Origin of the sequence: Marinobacter sp. RI1 (genome assembly GCF_041155085.1) — a bacterium.
Taxonomy (GTDB): Bacteria; Pseudomonadota; Gammaproteobacteria; order Pseudomonadales; family Oleiphilaceae; genus Marinobacter; species Marinobacter nauticus.
This window is the reverse complement of record NZ_AP031605.1, coordinates 2,841,624-2,858,438: the sequence shown is the minus strand read 5'-3', so window position 1 is coordinate 2,858,438 and position 16,815 is coordinate 2,841,624. Positions and strand designations below refer to the sequence as shown.

The 16,815-nt window shown below is 57.7% G+C and carries 17 protein-coding genes; 4 read left to right on the top strand and 13 right to left on the bottom strand.

Going from position 1 to position 16,815, the window contains the following annotated elements; genetic code table 11:
* Nucleotides 1-10: 10 nt before the first annotated feature.
* Complete coding sequence (locus ACAM27_RS12910) at nt 11-667, bottom strand: TetR/AcrR family transcriptional regulator (RefSeq protein WP_022991796.1); 657 nt, start codon at nt 665-667, stop codon at nt 11-13.
* A gap of 73 nt (nt 668-740) precedes the next feature.
* Between ACAM27_RS12910 and ttcA the strand changes: the two genes are divergently transcribed.
* Nucleotides 741-1,649 carry a tRNA 2-thiocytidine(32) synthetase TtcA gene (gene ttcA / locus ACAM27_RS12905; protein WP_011785273.1) on the top strand — a complete coding sequence of 303 codons (909 nt, stop codon included), beginning with the start codon at nt 741-743 and terminating at the stop codon, nt 1,647-1,649.
* 3 nt (nt 1,650-1,652) lie between these two features.
* Here ttcA and ACAM27_RS12900 read toward each other — a convergent pair whose 3' ends face one another.
* From ACAM27_RS12900 to ccoN, 9 genes are all read right to left on the bottom strand, one after another.
* On the bottom strand, nt 1,653-2,342 hold the full coding sequence (locus ACAM27_RS12900; RefSeq protein WP_222180072.1) for a sulfite exporter TauE/SafE family protein: 690 nt from the start codon (nt 2,340-2,342) through the stop codon (nt 1,653-1,655).
* Between the two features lie 11 nt (nt 2,343-2,353).
* On the bottom strand, nt 2,354-2,590 hold the full coding sequence (gene ccoS / locus ACAM27_RS12895) for a cbb3-type cytochrome oxidase assembly protein CcoS (RefSeq protein ID WP_023009979.1): 237 nt from the start codon (nt 2,588-2,590) through the stop codon (nt 2,354-2,356).
* 36 nt (nt 2,591-2,626) lie between these two features.
* Nucleotides 2,627-5,074 carry a heavy metal translocating P-type ATPase gene (locus ACAM27_RS12890; RefSeq protein WP_369612094.1) on the bottom strand — a complete coding sequence of 816 codons (2,448 nt, stop codon included), beginning with the start codon at nt 5,072-5,074 and terminating at the stop codon, nt 2,627-2,629.
* Complete coding sequence (locus tag ACAM27_RS12885) at nt 5,071-5,586, bottom strand: FixH family protein (RefSeq protein ID WP_014421197.1); 516 nt, start codon at nt 5,584-5,586, stop codon at nt 5,071-5,073. The genes ACAM27_RS12890 and ACAM27_RS12885 overlap by 4 nt, the downstream gene beginning before the upstream one ends.
* A gap of 51 nt (nt 5,587-5,637) precedes the next feature.
* Nucleotides 5,638-7,071, bottom strand: a complete 1,434-nt coding sequence (ccoG, locus tag ACAM27_RS12880; RefSeq protein WP_113879050.1) for a cytochrome c oxidase accessory protein CcoG — start codon at nt 7,069-7,071, stop codon at nt 5,638-5,640.
* A gap of 131 nt (nt 7,072-7,202) precedes the next feature.
* A complete protein-coding gene (gene ccoP, locus ACAM27_RS12875) occupies nt 7,203-8,093 on the bottom strand; it encodes a cytochrome-c oxidase, cbb3-type subunit III (RefSeq protein ID WP_011785267.1) in 891 nt (296 codons plus the stop codon).
* Nucleotides 8,090-8,275, bottom strand: a complete 186-nt coding sequence (locus tag ACAM27_RS12870; protein ID WP_011785266.1) for a CcoQ/FixQ family Cbb3-type cytochrome c oxidase assembly chaperone — start codon at nt 8,273-8,275, stop codon at nt 8,090-8,092. The genes ccoP and ACAM27_RS12870 overlap by 4 nt, the downstream gene beginning before the upstream one ends.
* Nucleotides 8,276-8,279: 4 nt before the next feature.
* On the bottom strand, nt 8,280-8,888 hold the full coding sequence (gene ccoO, locus ACAM27_RS12865; RefSeq protein ID WP_011785265.1) for a cytochrome-c oxidase, cbb3-type subunit II: 609 nt from the start codon (nt 8,886-8,888) through the stop codon (nt 8,280-8,282).
* A gap of 14 nt (nt 8,889-8,902) precedes the next feature.
* Nucleotides 8,903-10,333 carry a cytochrome-c oxidase, cbb3-type subunit I gene (gene ccoN / locus ACAM27_RS12860; RefSeq protein WP_011785264.1) on the bottom strand — a complete coding sequence of 477 codons (1,431 nt, stop codon included), beginning with the start codon at nt 10,331-10,333 and terminating at the stop codon, nt 8,903-8,905.
* 234 nt (nt 10,334-10,567) lie between these two features.
* On the opposite strand from ccoN, the gene ACAM27_RS12855 reads away from it, so the two are divergent.
* Nucleotides 10,568-11,215, top strand: coding sequence for an alpha/beta family hydrolase (locus tag ACAM27_RS12855; protein WP_369612093.1), 648 nt, complete (start codon nt 10,568-10,570; stop codon nt 11,213-11,215).
* Here ACAM27_RS12855 and ACAM27_RS12850 read toward each other — a convergent pair.
* The gene (locus ACAM27_RS12850) at nt 11,188-13,077 is read right to left on the bottom strand and encodes a diguanylate cyclase (protein WP_369612092.1); all 1,890 of its coding nucleotides are present in this window, start codon (nt 13,075-13,077) and stop codon (nt 11,188-11,190) included. The two genes, ACAM27_RS12855 and ACAM27_RS12850, sit on opposite strands and share 28 nt — an antisense overlap.
* A gap of 131 nt (nt 13,078-13,208) precedes the next feature.
* Between ACAM27_RS12850 and rlmM the strand changes: the two genes are divergently transcribed.
* Entirely contained in the window at nt 13,209-14,285 is a 1,077-nt protein-coding gene (gene rlmM, locus ACAM27_RS12845) for a 23S rRNA (cytidine(2498)-2'-O)-methyltransferase RlmM (protein WP_369612091.1), read from the top strand.
* 9 nt (nt 14,286-14,294) lie between these two features.
* Here rlmM and ACAM27_RS12840 read toward each other — a convergent pair whose 3' ends face one another.
* A complete protein-coding gene (locus ACAM27_RS12840) occupies nt 14,295-14,588 on the bottom strand; it encodes an antibiotic biosynthesis monooxygenase (RefSeq protein ID WP_011785260.1) in 294 nt (97 codons plus the stop codon).
* 84 nt (nt 14,589-14,672) lie between these two features.
* Between ACAM27_RS12840 and tusA the strand changes: the two genes are divergently transcribed.
* Nucleotides 14,673-14,918: a sulfurtransferase TusA gene (tusA, locus tag ACAM27_RS12835; RefSeq protein ID WP_014421203.1), complete on the top strand. Its 246-nt coding sequence runs from the start codon at nt 14,673-14,675 to the stop codon at nt 14,916-14,918.
* 1 nt (nt 14,919) lies between these two features.
* Here the strand turns inward: tusA and dsbD are convergent, their stop codons facing one another.
* A complete protein-coding gene (gene dsbD / locus ACAM27_RS12830; RefSeq protein WP_369612090.1) occupies nt 14,920-16,797 on the bottom strand; it encodes a protein-disulfide reductase DsbD in 1,878 nt (625 codons plus the stop codon).
* Nucleotides 16,798-16,815: the final 18 nt, after the last annotated feature.

Genomic DNA, 16,815 nt, shown 5'->3' with positions numbered 1-16,815 from the left:
GGTATGCCAGTCAGCCTTCGCTTGAAAGCCTGGTCAGGGCCGGGAAGCCGCCCAGAAACAGCTGGGTGGAAAACTCAGCCGCTGTTCTGGCTTCGTCCTGGGCGAGTTCCGGCTTCTGGTGAGCCCGCCTGGCCACCAGCATGCTGGTGTCGTAGGCCACGCCAAAAAACGCGGCGCAAAGATAGTCCGCATCGACTGCCGGCAGCAGCCCACGGGTCATGGCGTTGCGAACGTCTTCCTCAAGGGACAGCATGGTCAGGCCCAGAATATCTGAGCCGAACAGGTTTCTCAGGGCGCGCTGATTCTGATGGGCCAGTTCATACACCACCGGATCTTTCGCGGTGGCACTGTAGAGCGCCAGATAGGCACGGTAGACAAATTCCTGGGTTGAGGATGCAGATTGTCGCTGCTGGCTCATGTCGTTGTTGAGCGAGGTCAGGAAATCGCTGAGCAGGGCCGCGAAGATATCCTGTTTGCTGGAAAAGTAGTTGTAGAAGGTGCCGGCGGCGAGACCGGTTCTGCGGACAATGTCCCGAATGGTGGTGTTGTCGTAACCGTGTTCCTGAAAACAGTCTCTGGCCGCCCTGAGAATGGCGTGACGATTTCGGATACGGTTGAGCGCGCGCTTGCCCGTGGCTTGTGGTGAAGTCAATTTCAACATATCCATGTTGCTATCCTGTCCCTGATGGTTTGTGGCGCGTATAATTGCCCGCTCACTTACCTTGTGAGCGTGAAAACGAATGCCCGAAGCAATGACTGCCAGCCCTGAGAAGACACCGGCTTCTGATTACGAACGTCGCCAGAAACTGGAGCTTAACAAATTGCAGAAACGTCTGCGCCGTGAAGTTGGGCAGGCGATTGCTGATTTCTCGATGATTGAAGCCGGAGACAAGGTGATGTGCTGTCTGTCCGGCGGCAAAGACTCCTACGCCATGCTCGATATTCTGCTCAATCTGCAGAAGAGTGCGCCAGTGCGTTTCGAACTGATTGCCGTGAACCTGGACCAGAAACAACCGGGTTTCCCCGAGCATGTCCTGCCGGACTATCTTGAGTCGATGGGTATCGAGTATCACATCATCGAGAAAGACACCTACAGTATTGTTAAGGAAAAAGTGCCTGAAGGGAAGACCACTTGCGGACTGTGTTCACGCCTGAGGCGGGGCATTCTCTACAATTTCGCCGAGGAGCATGGTGTAACCAAGATTGCCCTGGGCCATCACCGGGATGATTTGCTGGAAACCCTGTTCCTCAACATGTTCTACGGCGGCAAACTCAAATCCATGCCACCGGTGCTCCACAGCGACGATGGCCGCAATACGGTTATTCGTCCTCTGGCCTATGCCAGGGAGAAGGATATTGCCCGCTACGCGTCACTTCGGGAATTTCCGATCATTCCCTGCAATCTCTGCGGCTCCCAGGAAAACCTTCAGCGACAGGTCATCAAGGAAATGTTCCAGACCTGGGACAAACAGCATCCTGGCCGTCTGGAAACCATGTTCCGGGCCCTGTGCAATGTCGAGCCGTCGCACCTGGCCGATCCGGAATTATATGACTTCAGGGAAGGGCGGCGTCTTGGCGGCAAGCGTCAGGCCGTTCAAACCGCGGAGCCCCAGCAGGATTTTGGCCGGCTGGATGTACTGAATCTCTGATCGTCAGTGATTCAGCAGGGCCTGGAAAGGCAGCGTCCAGAGGCCAAACAGGATTAACAGCAGGCCACTGAGCTTGCGGAAGCTCTGGTTGCTTTTCAGGCCTCTTATCCAGTTGGCGGCGAAGCCCGTCACCAACATCGACGGCAGGGTTCCCAGTCCGAAGAACATCATCGTGAGAGCGGCGCTGCTGACGGTTGGTTGGAGCGCCGCCCATCCCAGTGTGCTGTAAACAAGGCCGCAGGGCAGCCATCCCCACAAGGCACCGAGAGCAAGGGCCTGGCCGCCATTGTGAACCGGCAGGAACTTGCGGGTAAGCGGCGACAGGAAGCGCCATGCCGGCGCCCCGACCCGTTCGATGTAGCGAATACCCTGCCACCATTGCCCCATGGATAACCCCATCATGATCAGCAGCAATCCCGCCAGGGTCATCAGAGCCAATCCGGCACCATGCCACTGGCTGGCGGCACTGGTGCTGAGCAGGGCAATCAGGGTTGCGATCAGGGCGTAGCTGGCAATCCTGCCAAAATTGAATGCCAGCAAGAGCAGGGTCTGCCGAAAGCGGAAGCCCCGGCCTACCGGCAATGCCATGGACAGCGAGGCGCTGATGCCGCCACACATGCCCAGACAATGGGTACTACCGAGCAGTCCTATCAGGAAGGCACTGGGGTAGCTCAGATAGAGTTCAGGCTGCATCCGCTATCCTGTCAGCCCTTGTCGGTATCGGTATCGGTTTGCTCCGCTTCGTCTTTCTGGCCGTCAGGTTTCGACTCGTTACGGCGGGCTTCCTTGGGAATCATATCCTTGTCATCGTCGTAGAGAATGCGATGAGCGGGGCCGTCCATGTCATCGTACTGCCCGTTCTTGACGGCCCAGGAAAACAGAAGGACGCCCAGCGCCACCAGGATGAGCATAAGCGGAACCAGTATCATGACAATCTGCACGATAACCTCCTGTTCATAAGTGTATGGCCCAAGGTATCAGGCTGCTTCTGGTGCGCCAAGGGTGGCCTCCGGGGGCGGTGTGCCCTTGTTGGACCGGCTGAGTCGTAAGGCGTTCAGCACAACGATCAGTGAGCTCAGGGACATGCCGATGGCAGCAAGCCAGGGGGGCACCAGGCCGGCTGCGGCCAGGGGCAGGGCGCAGACATTGTAGCCGAACGCCCAGATCATATTCTGGCGGATGATTTTCCGGGTTTGCTTGCTGGTTTCAATCGCGGCGACCAGGGAATTCAACTGGCCGTTAAGTAGCACCGCGTCGGCTTTCAGTTGAGTCAGGTCTGCCGCTGTACCCATAGCCACTGAAATACCGGCTCCGGCCATGGAGGGCAGGTCATTCAGTCCGTCACCCACCATCATCACCCGGTGCCCGTCCGCGCGAAGCTGTTCCAGTACTTCCAGTTTCTGCTCCGGTGAGGCTTCACCAATGGCTCGGTCAATGCCCAGTGCATGAGCCACCTGCTGCACGTGGCCGGAGCGATCCCCACTAAGCAGCAAGGTCTCGATTCCGGATTTCCGTAACGCCTGCAAGGCTTGTGACGCGTCTTCCCGTATCTTGTCATCCAGCCGGAAGCGTGCCAGCCATTCCTTGTCTGTCGCGAGCCAGATTTCCATGCCTTGGGCGTCTTCACCTTCTGGCGCAATTGCTGACGTGTGCTCGGCGACAAAGGCTTTGTGCCCGATGTAGACCGCTCGGCCATGGTAATGCCCGGACAAGCCACCGCCCAGGTGGTTACTCACCTGGCTGACGGTTAGCGAAGGCTGCTCGTGGAATACCCTGGCAATCGGATGTTCTGAATGCTTCTCCAGCCCTGCGGCGATCCGGATGCAGGTGTCCTGATCCAGACTGCCGAACACCGATTGATCGGTCAGGCTGAGTTCTCCCCGGGTCAGAGTCCCGGTTTTATCAAACACCACGGTATCGATGGTGTTCATGGATTCCAGGGTGTGACCGCGAGTAGGCAGGAAACCAAGCTTTCTCAGGCGCACCGTGGCAGATGTGATCGCCGTTGGCGTAGCCAGCGACAGGGCGCAGGGGCAGGTAACCACCAGTACGGAAAGCGTGATATCGAAGGCGTTGTCGGCGCCGGCCAGCCACCAGCCTGCCCAGACCACTGGTGCCAGTATCAGCACGCGGCCAACGAACTTGCCCGCAATGCGATCGGCCATTCGGGCCACCGGCGGCTTTTCGGACTGTACGCGATCCAGAACTCGCAAGATGCCGGACAGCCGGGTCTGGGCCCCGGCATGGGTGACGCGGATGTCGAGCGGATTTTCCCCATTTACGCTGCCGGCATGAACGGTGTCGCCCGGCTTGCGGGTTTCTGGAAGGTATTCACCGGTGAGAGCGGCTTCGTTCAGGGTAGACTCCCCCGAGACGATTTCGCCATCCACAGGTAGCGTTTCCCCTGGTCGAACCCGGATCACATCACCCGGTTGTACCTGGTGAATGGCGATGATTTCTGCCTCACCGTTCAGGACCCGCGCCGCGACAGAAGGCTGGAAGCCCGCAAGGGCATTGCCGCTCAGTCCGGCGCGATAGCGAGCCTGAACTTCAATGTATCTGCCCAGCAGCAGGAAGAAGGTGAACATACATACGGATTCGAAATACACTTCCTCGCCGCCGATCAGCGTTATCCAGGCGCTTGCGCCGTAGGCAAGCCCGATGGCGATGGCCACCGGTACGTCCATGGTCAGATGACGGGAGAGCAGATCCCGGCGGGCATTGGTAAAAAATGGGCGAGCGCTGTAGAACACCACCGGAGTGGCAACCAGCAGACTGAACCAGCGGAAAAAATCCACAAAATCCGTGGAAAGATCACTGACAAGTTCAAAGTACAGGGGAAAAGCCAGCATCATGCTCTGGAAGGAACCGATCCCGGCCACCGCCAGACGAATGAGCATCGAGCGGTGCTCTGCCTTGAGCGCCTGTTCGGCTTCGTCTGCCTGATAGGGGCGGGCGGTGTAGCCAAGTTCGTGGATGGCAATCAGAAGGTCGCTGAGACGTGCCTTGTCCGATGCCCAGACCAGGCGAGCCCGCTGTGTGGTGTGGTTTACGGTAAAGCTCTGCACGCCTGGCTGCTGCTTCATGTGATTCTCAAGCAGCCAGATGCAGGCGGCGCAGGTAATACCGCCGATCAGCAGCTGTGCCTCCTGGCCAGCCTTGACTGGTGCCACAAAGGCTTGCTGAACCAGGGGGTGATCCAGTTCCCGGATACGATCGAGTTCTGACCGGGTCAGCTCTCTTGGCGTAACGGCGGGTTCGGTGCGAAACTCATAGAAACCGGTCAGACCCTCCTGGTGGATGGTCTGACACACAGCCTTGCAACCCTGGCAACAAAAATGCCTTTGCTGTCCCTGCAGTTCCAGGGTGATCGGGGGTTCGCCATCCGCTGGTTCTCCGCAATGGAAGCAGTTCAGGGTGGTCACCCTTGGGCGTCGCCTTCTGCGTTAATGCGTATAGGGGTGGAGGAAGGAAGCCTTACCTCACCCTTTACCCGCCAGTCGTTGTCTGGCCCCTGAAGGTCGTAGTACCAGCGACCACTGACATCCTCAAGGAGCTGGCCCCGGTATTGACCAGGAGCAACCTGGGTAAACTGGATGGTTTTATCCTGACCAGACAATGTCGGGTGATACAGGTTGAACACCAGATACGGGTAATCGGCGGCACCATTCACGGTGCTCAGATCCAGTGTTGCAGAACGACCATTCAGGCTCAGCGTACCCGCCATCTTCAGATCGGCCGCCTTTTCATCACGGGCAATGGACATATTGATGCCACGGCCCTGTTTGGAGTAGTCGTCGGTTACCAGCGAGTTGTCCATGCTGGACGATACTGTCAGGGCAGTGATTCCCCACATGATCGACGCCAGCGGAAAAATGGTCAGGAACCAGAACCACGGCTGGCGATACCAGGGGGCAGGTGTTGCGTTATCAGTCATTACGGTCTTGTCTCGGTTTATGGCTTCAGAGCCGGTTGTCGGGCCCTCTTGTTAGCGGGGCCTTGGACCAACAAACCGGCTTTCAGTTTCAAGTTTAATCAATGAATCCGGTTGGGACTCGGCGTAGAAACGAATGTCGTTATTGGTATCCACCAGCGCTTCCGGTGGCACATCAACAACCGTGGGCAATGAGAGATTCTCGCCACTGCTCACCGTTACCGTGGTGTCTGTCAGAATACGCATGTCTTCAAGGCCGTCCACAGACAGGCTGAAGGTTTGCGGTACTTCTGACATGTTCTGGATCTTGACGGTATACGAGTTTTCCACCCGCCCTTCGCCGTTAAAACTGAACAGGGCGCCGCGATCCCGCAGTACATCCATCTTGGCCGGAACCCGGGTGGCAATGGTAAAGATCACCGCGCTGATCATCAGTATGAGCACGGCGCCGTAGCCAAAGGTACGCGGCCGTAGCAGTTTGGAAGTTTTACCCTCCAGTTCGTTCTCAGTGGTGTAGCGAATCAGCCCCTTGGGATAGTTCATTTTCTCCATAACTTCATCGCAGGCGTCGATACACAGGGCGCAGCCGATACACTCGTACTGGAGGCCGTCACGGATATCGATGCCGGTGGGGCAGACCTGAACACACTGGCCGCAATCAATACAGTCACCCAGGCCAACTTCGGCGGGTTCGACGCCTTTCTTGCGGCTGCCGCGTGGCTCGCCCCGGTTGGGGTCGTAGGAAACAACCCGGGTGTTGGGGTCAAACATCACGGATTGGAATCGGGCGTACGGGCACATATACAGGCACACCTGCTCCCGCATCCAGCCGGCGTTCAGATAGGTGGCGACGGTAAAGAAGGCTACCCAGAAATAGGCCCAGCCGTTGGCCTGTAAAGTGAAGAGGTCAACGATCAGTTCGCGGATAGGGTAGAAATAGCCAACGAAGGTGACGCCAGTCGCCAGCGCAACAAACAGCCAGAGCGCGTGCTTGATCGATTTTTTGGCAAGTTTCTCCCTGGAGTTCGGAGATTTATCCAGTTTCATCCGCTTGTTGCGGCTGCCCTCAACCTTTTCCTCGATCCACATGAAAATAAAGGTCCAGACAGTCTGGGGGCAGGTATAGCCACACCAGACCCGACCGAACAGAGTGGTGATGAAAAAGAGTCCAAACGCTGAAATGATCAGCATGCCCGATAGCAGGAAGAAATCTTTCGGGAAGAAGGTCACGCCGTACAGGTGAAATTCTCGTGCAGGCAAGTCGAAGTGGATCAGGGGCTGCCCGTCCAGGGTAAGCCAAACGAAGAGAAAGTACATGCCCATCAGCAGGGTCAAGCTGACATTCCGGATTCGCTGGAAAAAGCCTTTGACTTCCTTGACGTAGATTTTCTGTCGACTGGCGTACAGGTCGACGGTTTCTGGCTTTTTCTTGTTATTGGAGGAATCGCCGTTCGGGTCAACCTGTTTGACCGGAATCTCGTTGCTCATGGGTACCTCCCGGTGAGTGGTAAAGCTGGGAGCGGGCCTCGGAGGGTCAGCTGATCTTCTCAAGCCTGTACCCGCGGGCGCAGATACAGGGTTGAGAAGACCAGGCCAGGGCGAGCCTGGCCGGGTCGGATTCAGTTAGACAGGCTGTAAACGTATGCCGCCAGGATCTGAATCTGGTCGTCGGTCAGGCGACCGCCTTGTGCAGGCATCTGGTTCTGGCGACCGTTCATCACGGTCTCCTTGATCCACTCATAGGTGGAACCGTAAAGCCAGACATTGTCGGTCAGGTTGGGCGCACCCATGGCTTCCATACCTTTGCCTTCCGGACCGTGGCAGGCAACGCAGGCCTGAGCGAACACCTGGGCGCCAGCTTTGGCCGCTTCGGCATCTTCTTCGCGTCCACTGAAGCTCAGCACGTAGTTAACCACCTGGTCGACCTGCTCATTGGTCATATTCGGCATGACGCCCTTTGCGGGCATATTGCCGTTACGACCCTGGGCAATGCTGTGCAGGATCTGGTCTGGTTGACCACCCCACAGCCAGTCGTCGTCGGTCAGGTTGGGGAAGCCCACCTGGCCGCGAGCGGCGGTGCCGTGACAGACCGAACAGTTGTTGGCAAACAGGCGCTGGCCGATCTTCATGGCGTCATCGTTCTGCGCCAGTTCAGGAATGGCAGTGTCGCCGAACTGGGCATAGATTTCGCCATATTTCTCTTCGGCAGCTGCCACTTCCGCTTCCCACTGGTTGGTGGATGTCCATCCCAGCAGACCCTTGAAGTTGCCCAGGCCCGGGTACAGAGCCAGGTAGCCAAGGGCGAAGATGCAGGTTGCTACGAACAGGTAGAACCACCATTTCGGCAGAGGGTTATCGTATTCCTCAATGCCATCAAAGGAATGGCCCATTGTCCGGTCGGTTTCAGTATCGGTTGTCTGGCTCTTGCGGGTGGCCCAGAGGAGCCACCAGCAGCCGAAAACGGTACCGAGCACGATCACACTGACCCAGATGCTCCAGAAGGTACTCATTGTTTCTTCTCCGTTTTTTCCTGTTCGAGAGTACGCTTTTCGACTTCGTCGTCATCGAAGGGGAGGTGTGCTGCCTCGTCGTTGGCCTTCTTGCGGTGGGCGCTGTACGCCCACCAGACGATTCCGAAGAACGCTGCCATTACCAGCAGCGTGTGAATGCCGCGTAACTCATTAATATCCATGGGATCACCGCTTCTCTGAAATCACAGTACCCAACTGCTGCAGGTATGCGACCAGCGCTTCGATTTCAAATTTGCCTTCGATCTCATTCGCTGCGTTGGCAATCTGTTCGTCGCTGTATGGCACGCCGAGCGTTTGCAGCGTCTTCATCCGGGACTCAATGGAACCGTGATCAACACGATTCTCGAACAGCCACGGGAAGGCAGGCATGTTGGATTCGGGTACCACGCTGCGCGGATCGTACAGGTGCTGGCGCTGCCAGGCATCCGAGTAACGACCACCTACACGAGCCAGGTCCGGCCCGGTACGCTTGGAACCCCACAGGAACGGACGGTCATAAACGAACTCGCCCGCAACGGAGTAGTGACCATAACGCTCAGTCTCAGCCCGGAACGGACGGATCTGCTGGGTATGGCACACGTGGCAGCCTTCACGGATGTAAATGTCCCGGCCTTCCAGTTCCAGAGCGGACAGAGGCTCCAGGCCTTCGACCGGCTCGTTCACCTCTTTGTGGAAGAACAGGGGCACCACTTCCGCAAGGAAACCGCCACTGATGGTCAGCACGATCAGCACGATCATCAGACCAAGGTTCTTTTCGACTATTTCGTGTCTCATCTGGTCTCTCTCCCTTACGCCGCCTGAACCGCAGCATTATCTTCTGCAACGGCGTCTTTCTGGCGTACGGTCATGTACACGTTGTAGGCCATGATCAGCATGCCGGTCAGGAAGATCGCGCCACCGATGAAGCGTACAAAGTAGCCCGGGTAGGAGGCTTCAAGCGCTTCTACGAAGCTGTAGGTCAGGGTGCCGTCTTCGTTCACTGCACGCCACATCAGACCTTGCATGATGCCATTCACCCACATGGCGGCGATGTAAAGCACGGTGCCTACGGTAGCCAGCCAGAAGTGAGCGTTGATCAGGGCAGTGCTGTACATGGCCTGGATTCCCCACAGTTTCGGAATCAGGTGGTAAACCGCGCCGATACTGATCATGGCAACCCAGCCCAGGGCGCCGGAGTGCACGTGGCCGATGGTCCAGTCAGTGTTGTGGGACAGAGCGTTGACGGTCTTGATAGACATCATCGGGCCTTCGAAGGTAGACATACCGTAGAAGGACAGAGAAACCACCAGGAAACGCAGGATAGGGTCAGTGCGCAGTTTGTGCCAGGCACCGGACAGGGTCATCATGCCGTTAATCATACCGCCCCAGGACGGCGCCAGCAGAATCAGGGACATGACCATGCCTGCGGTCTGTGCCCAGTCAGGCAGAGCGGAGTAATGCAGGTGGTGACCACCGGCCCATACGTAGGTGGCGATCAGTGCCCAGAAGTGCACGATAGACAGGCGATAGGAGTAAACCGGACGGTTGGCCTGCTTGGGAACGAAGTAGTACATCATGCCCAGGAAGCCAGCAGTCAGGAAGAAGCCCACCGCGTTGTGACCGTACCACCACTGCATCATCGCATCGGTAACACCCGCATAGGCGGAGTACGACTTGAAGGCGGTGGCCGGCAGCGCCATGTTGTTACCGATATGCAGTACAGCAACGGTAATGATGAACGCGCCGTAGAACCAGTTGGCAACGTAGATGTGCGGAGTGCTACGCTTCATCACGGTTCCGAAGAACACCAGGGCGTAGCTGACCCAGACAACCGCAATCGCGATGTCAATCGGCCATTCCAGCTCGGCGTATTCCTTGGACGTTGTCAGGCCCATCGGAAGGGTGATGGCAGCAGCCACGATGATCGCTTGCCAGCCCCAGAAGGTGAACGCCGCCAACCCGTCAGACATCAGGCGAGCCTGGCAGGTTCGCTGAACGACGTAGTAGGACGTTGCAAAAAGGGCACTTCCGCCAAAGCCGAAGATTACGGCGTTGGTATGCAGCGGCCGCAAGCGACCGAAGTGAGTAAAGGGCAGGTCGAGGTTGAGGGATGGCCAAACCAGCTGTGCTGCAATCAGCACACCCAGAGCCATACCTACAATACCCCATACCACTGTCATGATGGCGAATTGTCTCACCACCTTATAGTTGTATGTCAGGTTTGCATTTACTGTGCTCATAGCCTTACCAATGGGTTCAGGATGGGGAATTATGCGGGGGCAAGTATGGAGAAACGATTATTCCTTTGCAATGATCAAGATCAAGTTATGACATCCGTCAAATCCGCCGGAATCAGTAGGCTGGCCAGTAAGTTGCAAGTCTATTCAATGTGTTTTTATTGACGCTTTAATGGCTTGCCAGATCCATTCTGTCACCGGGTTTGATCTGCGACAGGAGCGAGAGAGGGAAAATTGGTGAAAAGAATTAAGACCAAAGGCTACGGAAAAGATGCCAAAGCCGTAATGATACTGGCCCACGGTGCTGGCGCGCCCATGGATTCATTGTTCATGGAGTTGTTAGCGGAGGCTCTCGCAGGGCAGGGCATCGAAAGTGTGCGGTTCGAGTTTCCCTATATGGTGAAGCGTCGGGAGGATGGCAGAAAACGACCGCCCGATCGGCAGCCGGCTTTGCTGGCGGCATTTGAAGATCAGGTGTCCCTGGCCAGAGAGGAGCTCGGAAGTCAGGTACCGCTGCTGGTGGGGGGGAAATCAATGGGAGGGCGGATGGCCACGCTTCTGGCTGCCGGGAGGTCCAGGGATGTTGATGGCGTTGCCTGTTACGGCTATCCGTTTCACCCGCCGGGGAAGCTGGATCGTTGGCGGATTGAACATCTGGGTGAGGTTGCGGTTCCTCTATTGGTGGTGCAGGGTACCCGGGACCCATTCGGCAAACCGGATGAGCTGAAGGCGCAGGGGCAGATCCCGGGCCTTACCCGGCTGTGCTGGCTGGACGGCGGAAATCACGATTTTCAGCCTCTGGCGCGGCAGCCAGAGCAACAGTCCGACCTGATTGCGCAGGCTGCTCTTCTGACGCGTCAGTTTGCCGAAGATGCCGTACTTTGATCAGGCGTTGAAACACGATTGGCGAGTACGATCTGATTCCGCCCTGCGCCTTTGGCCTGATAGAGTGCTTCATCGGCTTTCCGGAAGAGGTCGGACGGCTCCTGTCCCGTAGCCAGTTCGGCGATCCCGGCGCTGAGTGTCAGATGAAAAGTCTCATTGCCCGGAGCGATAAGCGGGGTTTTCCGCATGGCTTTGAGTATGGCGAGACAGAGCGTGCGTGCCCCGTCCAGGTCCGTGCCCGGGAGCAGCAGGGCAAATTCCTCACCGCCAAACCGGATGGCCACATCCCTGGGGCGTTTGACATGCTCATCCAGAATACCCGCGATCTGTTTCAGGCACCGATCGCCAAAGTCATGGCCCCAGGTGTCGTTAATTCGCTTGAAGTGATCTGCATCAATCAGGGCCAGGGATAATGGATTTCCGGTTCGACGGGCCTCCCTGCAGAGTTCGGGTAAAAGGTTATCCATGTGACGCCGGTTGTACAGGCCGGTGAGCGCATCATTGAGGCTTATAGAGGCCAGTTTCCGGTTTGCCTGCTCCAGTTCCCGCATGGTGTTGCGGAGCTGGGCCGTGCGCTCATGAACCTTTAGTTCCAGTTCCGTCCGGGCCTGGTGTTCGACATCCAGCAATTTCTGGTTAAGCAGGCGCCAGCGTTGCACCAGGGCATAGTTCAGAAGGATCACCTGGCCACCGACGACCGCCTGCATCATCACTTCCCGGGCCGGGTAATCGCCCAGATAGCCAAACGCGGCCATGGCATAGATCAGTGCGCCGATAACCATCACCATCCAGGCTGCCAGGTACCAGAAGGCGGGTTTGTAGCCCTGTCGCCAGCGGACGTAGGCGATGACCTGCAGAGCCACAATTACCACAAGCGCCAACGCGGTGTTGATCAGAATGGATTTTGTATAGGGAATGATGAGTGTCACTGTCACAGCGCCCGCGGCGATTGTGGCCAGTGATTTCAGCGCTTTGGCCGAAAGAGTTCCCGGGCCGACCTCCAGAAAGGAACTGCCAAAAAGGGCCATTGCCAGTGCACAGACCGCGAGCGTCAGTGGAATGGAGAGATTTGCCAGCGCCGTACTGTTGGGCCAGAAGTACTGGTTGGCAAAGCCGCCCATGGCGAACAGGAACATACCCAGAGAGGCAATGTAGAAGGCGTTGTAAAAGTAGTAACGGGTGCCGGAACTGAAGAACAGCAGAAGGTTGAATGCCGCCAGTACCAGCATCGCGCCATAAAACAGGCCGTGCACGAGAGTGAGATGATTGCTTTCGGCAACAACCTCACCCGGTGTCATCAGGCCCAGGGGCACATTCAGTGCGCCACTGCTATGCACCCGGATGAGGATGGCGCGGCTTTCCCCGGCATTCAGTGTGACGGGGAGCAGGTAATAACGGTAATCTATGCCTCTTGTGGCGAACGGGAACAAGTCGCCGGTCGCCAGTGGCGGTCGGACGTCTTCAGGGCTGTAGCCGCTTTGGTAGCGGCTTTTTTGCCAGAACGTCACCTCATCCAGCAGTGGGTAATGAAGCTTCAGGTACCAGAGACCGGATTCTGTGCTGCTGTTGCGGACATTGAGCTGAATCCAGTACACGGAATCCGTGTGACTGAATACCAGATCATGGCCCCGGGCTGATTTCCAGGCCAGTTCAGCCGGCAGGTCCTCCGGTGCGGTTGCTGAATGGGCGGGTTCACCCGGGCGGGCCGAGTAGAAACAGATGTGGTGGTTGATCGCACTTCGGGCGTCCGGGCTGGCGGCATCAAGAGCGGGACACGGTTCCATAGCCGCAAGCTGGCCGCTGAACAGCAGGCAAGCCGTGGCCAGAAAACAGGCCGTAAGCAGGTTCCAGAGTCGGAGCATCTTCCACCAAGCGGTACGTTGGGAGGCAGAAAGTGTAGCCAGCGTGAACAAGTGCTGCCGTTAAACACGTTCAAGTTTTATCGCTGTCAGTGCGTCAGAATCCTGACAGTGGTCACCAACAAGGTTATGGAATGCAACAGATAATGCTGATGTGTCGCCCGGGGTTTGAAACCGAGGCGGGCCAGGAGTTGATGGATTCGGCGGCCGCTTGTGGTCTGTTCGGTTACTTTCAGCCGATCAGGAACGCAGGGCTCGTGCGGTTTACCCTTGGCGGGCCCGAATCTGCCTTTGAATTGATGCAGAGAATACCGTTGGACGAGCTGGTCTTTGTGCGGGACTGGTTTCTGGTGATTGGCGATTGCCCGCTGCCGGCCAGGGACCGGGTTGGAGCCGTTATCGAGTTCCTCCGGGGCGCCGATTGGCAGGGCAGCCTGGCATCACGACTGGAAACCCGGCTTACGGAAACCAATGAAGACCGCGATCTGGGTAACTTTGCCCGAAAATGGGTGGCACCCCTGTCCCGCGGACTCAGGGAGGCGGACATGCTGGCGCAGGACTCGGCCAGTGCCAAAGGTGACCGTCTGGAGTTGCTGTTGCTGGATTTCGAAACGGCTGTTGTCGGGTTAAGCCTGGCCGATAATCGATCCCCTTTTCCGCAGGGCATACCCCGTTTGCGTTTGCCTGCCTCAGCGCCCAGCCGGTCTGCGCTCAAACTCGAAGAGGCGTGGAAAGTCTTCATTCCTGAAGATCGTTACCTGGACTATCTGGGTGGGGGGCGGAAAGCGGTGGATCTGGGCGCCGCTCCCGGCGGATGGACCTGGCAACTGGTACAGCAGGGCATGATGGTGACGGCGGTCGATAATGGCCCCATGAATCCAGAGTTGATGGCCACAGGGCATGTTGAGCATGTCCGGGCTGATGGCTACGCCTGGCGCCCGAAGCGGGCCGTGGACTGGATGGTCTGCGATATCGTCGACAAGCCCCGAAAAACAGCGCGCCTGGCGCTGGAGTGGGTAGGCGGCAAGCTGTGTCGCTACACCGTGTTCAATCTCAAGCTACCTATGAAGAAACGTTATGAGGAGTGGCTGATCTGCCGGGACATACTGCTGCAGGGGCTGGCAGAGGCCGAGCTCAATTGCCGGCTCCGGGCCCGGCACCTCTACCACGACAGGGAAGAAATAACCTGCTTCATCGAGCGCCTGGACTGATCGCCGGGCTCACGGCATATCGCTGTGCTGGAGCACGGTAATGGCTTCATCCCGGTCCATCATGGGGGTGAGTTCCGCCATTAATTCCCGGCGTTCAGGAGAGCGGTACCAGCGATCCCAGTCTGCCTCTGAGCGCCAGTTTGCCAGTGTCATGCGATGGTTGGGGTCGCGGCAGTCGACCAGGGTCTCACCGGAGATAAAGCCCGGGGCACTGACGGCCTGCTGTAACACTTTTCTGGCCCGGTCTTCGTATGCCGACTCCAGAGTTTCGGCAATATGGCGTTCAATAAGTACCCGAATCATGACAATCTCCCTTTATTTTCGCTGCTATAAACAATAATTTAGCACTGGATTCAGAAAAATCACGCTACTTGCAGGAGGTCACGCGTGTCCGATCATGATTATCACGCAGAACTGGATGCACGGGGACTATTCTGTCCCGAGCCGGTCATGATGCTGCACAATCGCATCCACGATGTTGAGATTGGGCAGGTGCTGCGGGTGGTGGCCACCGATCCTTCAACCACTCGGGATATCCCGAGGTTCTGCCAGTTCCTCGGGCACGAACTTCTCAGTCAGCAGGAAGCGGGCGGCGAATTCCTGTTTCTGATCCGCCGCTGTCAGGACGCCTGACTCAGAGTTTCTGACCAATGTTGGCCACGTGCTCCAGAAACTGATCCCGATCCATCTCGCCCAGTACGCGGGCGTTGCTGAGCTCTGACCCGCTCGCCTGATAGAACAGTATTGCCGGGGGGCCAAACAGGCCGAGTTCATCCAGCAGGGCCTGCTGGGCGGGCGTGTTGTCCGTCATGTCGATCTGCAGCAGGGTGTAGGGTGACAGTGCCTGGATGACCTGGGGATCGCTGAACACATTGCGTTCCATGACTTTGCAGGAAATACACCAGTCCGCATAGAAGTCCAGCATGACGGGCTGCCCCCGGTCACTGGCATTGGCCAGCAATGTGCGGATCTGGTTCGGATCCTCAACACGCTGGAAGCTGGCATGTGATAGCTCGCCCGCCACTGGTCCCGGCGCCGCGGAGGCGACAAAGGGCGCCAGCGGCTTGAGCGGGTCGTTGGCGCCGCTGACGGCACCGGCCAGCAAGGCCAGGCCATAGGCAAACATAACTAGCCCCAGCCCCTTACGGGTGCGCTGCCAGCCAGCCTTGGCGGCATCGAATGCGCCCAGCTGTACGCCAGTAATAGCAATCAGCAGCCCCCACATGGTCAGGCTGAACCAGACCGGTACCAGGCGCTCAACCAGCCAGATAGCCACGGCCAGCAGCATGACACCGTAGAAGTGCTTCACCGTGGTCATCCAGTGCCCTGAGCTTGGCAGCAGTTTCCGGCCGCCAACGGCAACCAGAATCAGGGGAACTCCCATGCCCAGGCCCAGTGCCAGCAGCGCCACACCGCCGATCACGGCATCCTGAGTGGTGGAAATGTACAGCAAGCTGCCGGCCAGTGGCGCAGACACGCAGGGCGAGACAATAAGTGCTGAAAGGGCACCAATGCCGAAGATGCTGGCGACACGGCTACCAGTCAGGCGATGGCTGGCATCGTTGAGGGGTTCCCGAATAAAACGTGGTAGCTGGATTTCGAACAAGTCGAACATCGACAGCGCAAAGACCACGAACAGGCCAGCGAAAACACTCAGCACCCAGGGCGACTGTAGCTGCGCCTGGAGATTGAAGCTGGCGCCCAGCAGGCCGGTAATGACACCCGCCGCGGCGTAGGTTAATGCCATGCCCAGCACATAGCTGCCAGACAGCAATAATGCGTGGCTGGTGGTTCTTGTATTACGCCCGGAGACCATGGAGGAGATGATGGGGACCATGGGCAGAACGCAGGGCGTAAAGGTCAGCCCCAGACCAAGCAAAAAGAATACGCCGGCGATCATCCAGATCGACTGGCTGGACAGAAAGCCGGCGAGGCCGGTCGCGGTGGAGGTATCTGCGGGCGCCGCATTTCCGGTATTGGAGGTCACTCTGTTGGCAGCGGTGCCGGCGGTGTCGCCACCAGGGTAATAGAGGATGTCCCGGGTCTGCGGGGGATAACAAAGCCCGGCCTCTGCACAGCCCTGGTAGGTCACCTGAAGCTCCGCTTCCCGGACACCGTCGGGCAGGGTGATGGGGACCCTGGCCTGGACCGGATCAAAAAAAACGGTGATCTCACCAAAGAATTCGTCTTCAGTCAGCGTGCCCGGCAAAGAAAAGCCGGGTTCGCCAACCTGTACACCATCAGTTACGGCATTGATCTGTATGCGGCTTTTATAGAGGTAATGGCCGGGGGTGATATTCCAGGCCAGCACCACAGCCCCGTTATCAGTGGTGTAATCAAAGGGCAGTGCTTCATCTACCGGCAGAAATTCGCTGTTACCAAACAGGCTGCCATTGCCGGAGCCCAGAGCCTTGACTCCGGGAGACGCCAGCGACAGTACCACTGCCAACACAAGCAGAAGATGGTAGGACAGATTTCGCGTAGGAGCACTGAAGGCCTGGACTGCTGACATGGATACGGTCATTTCCTG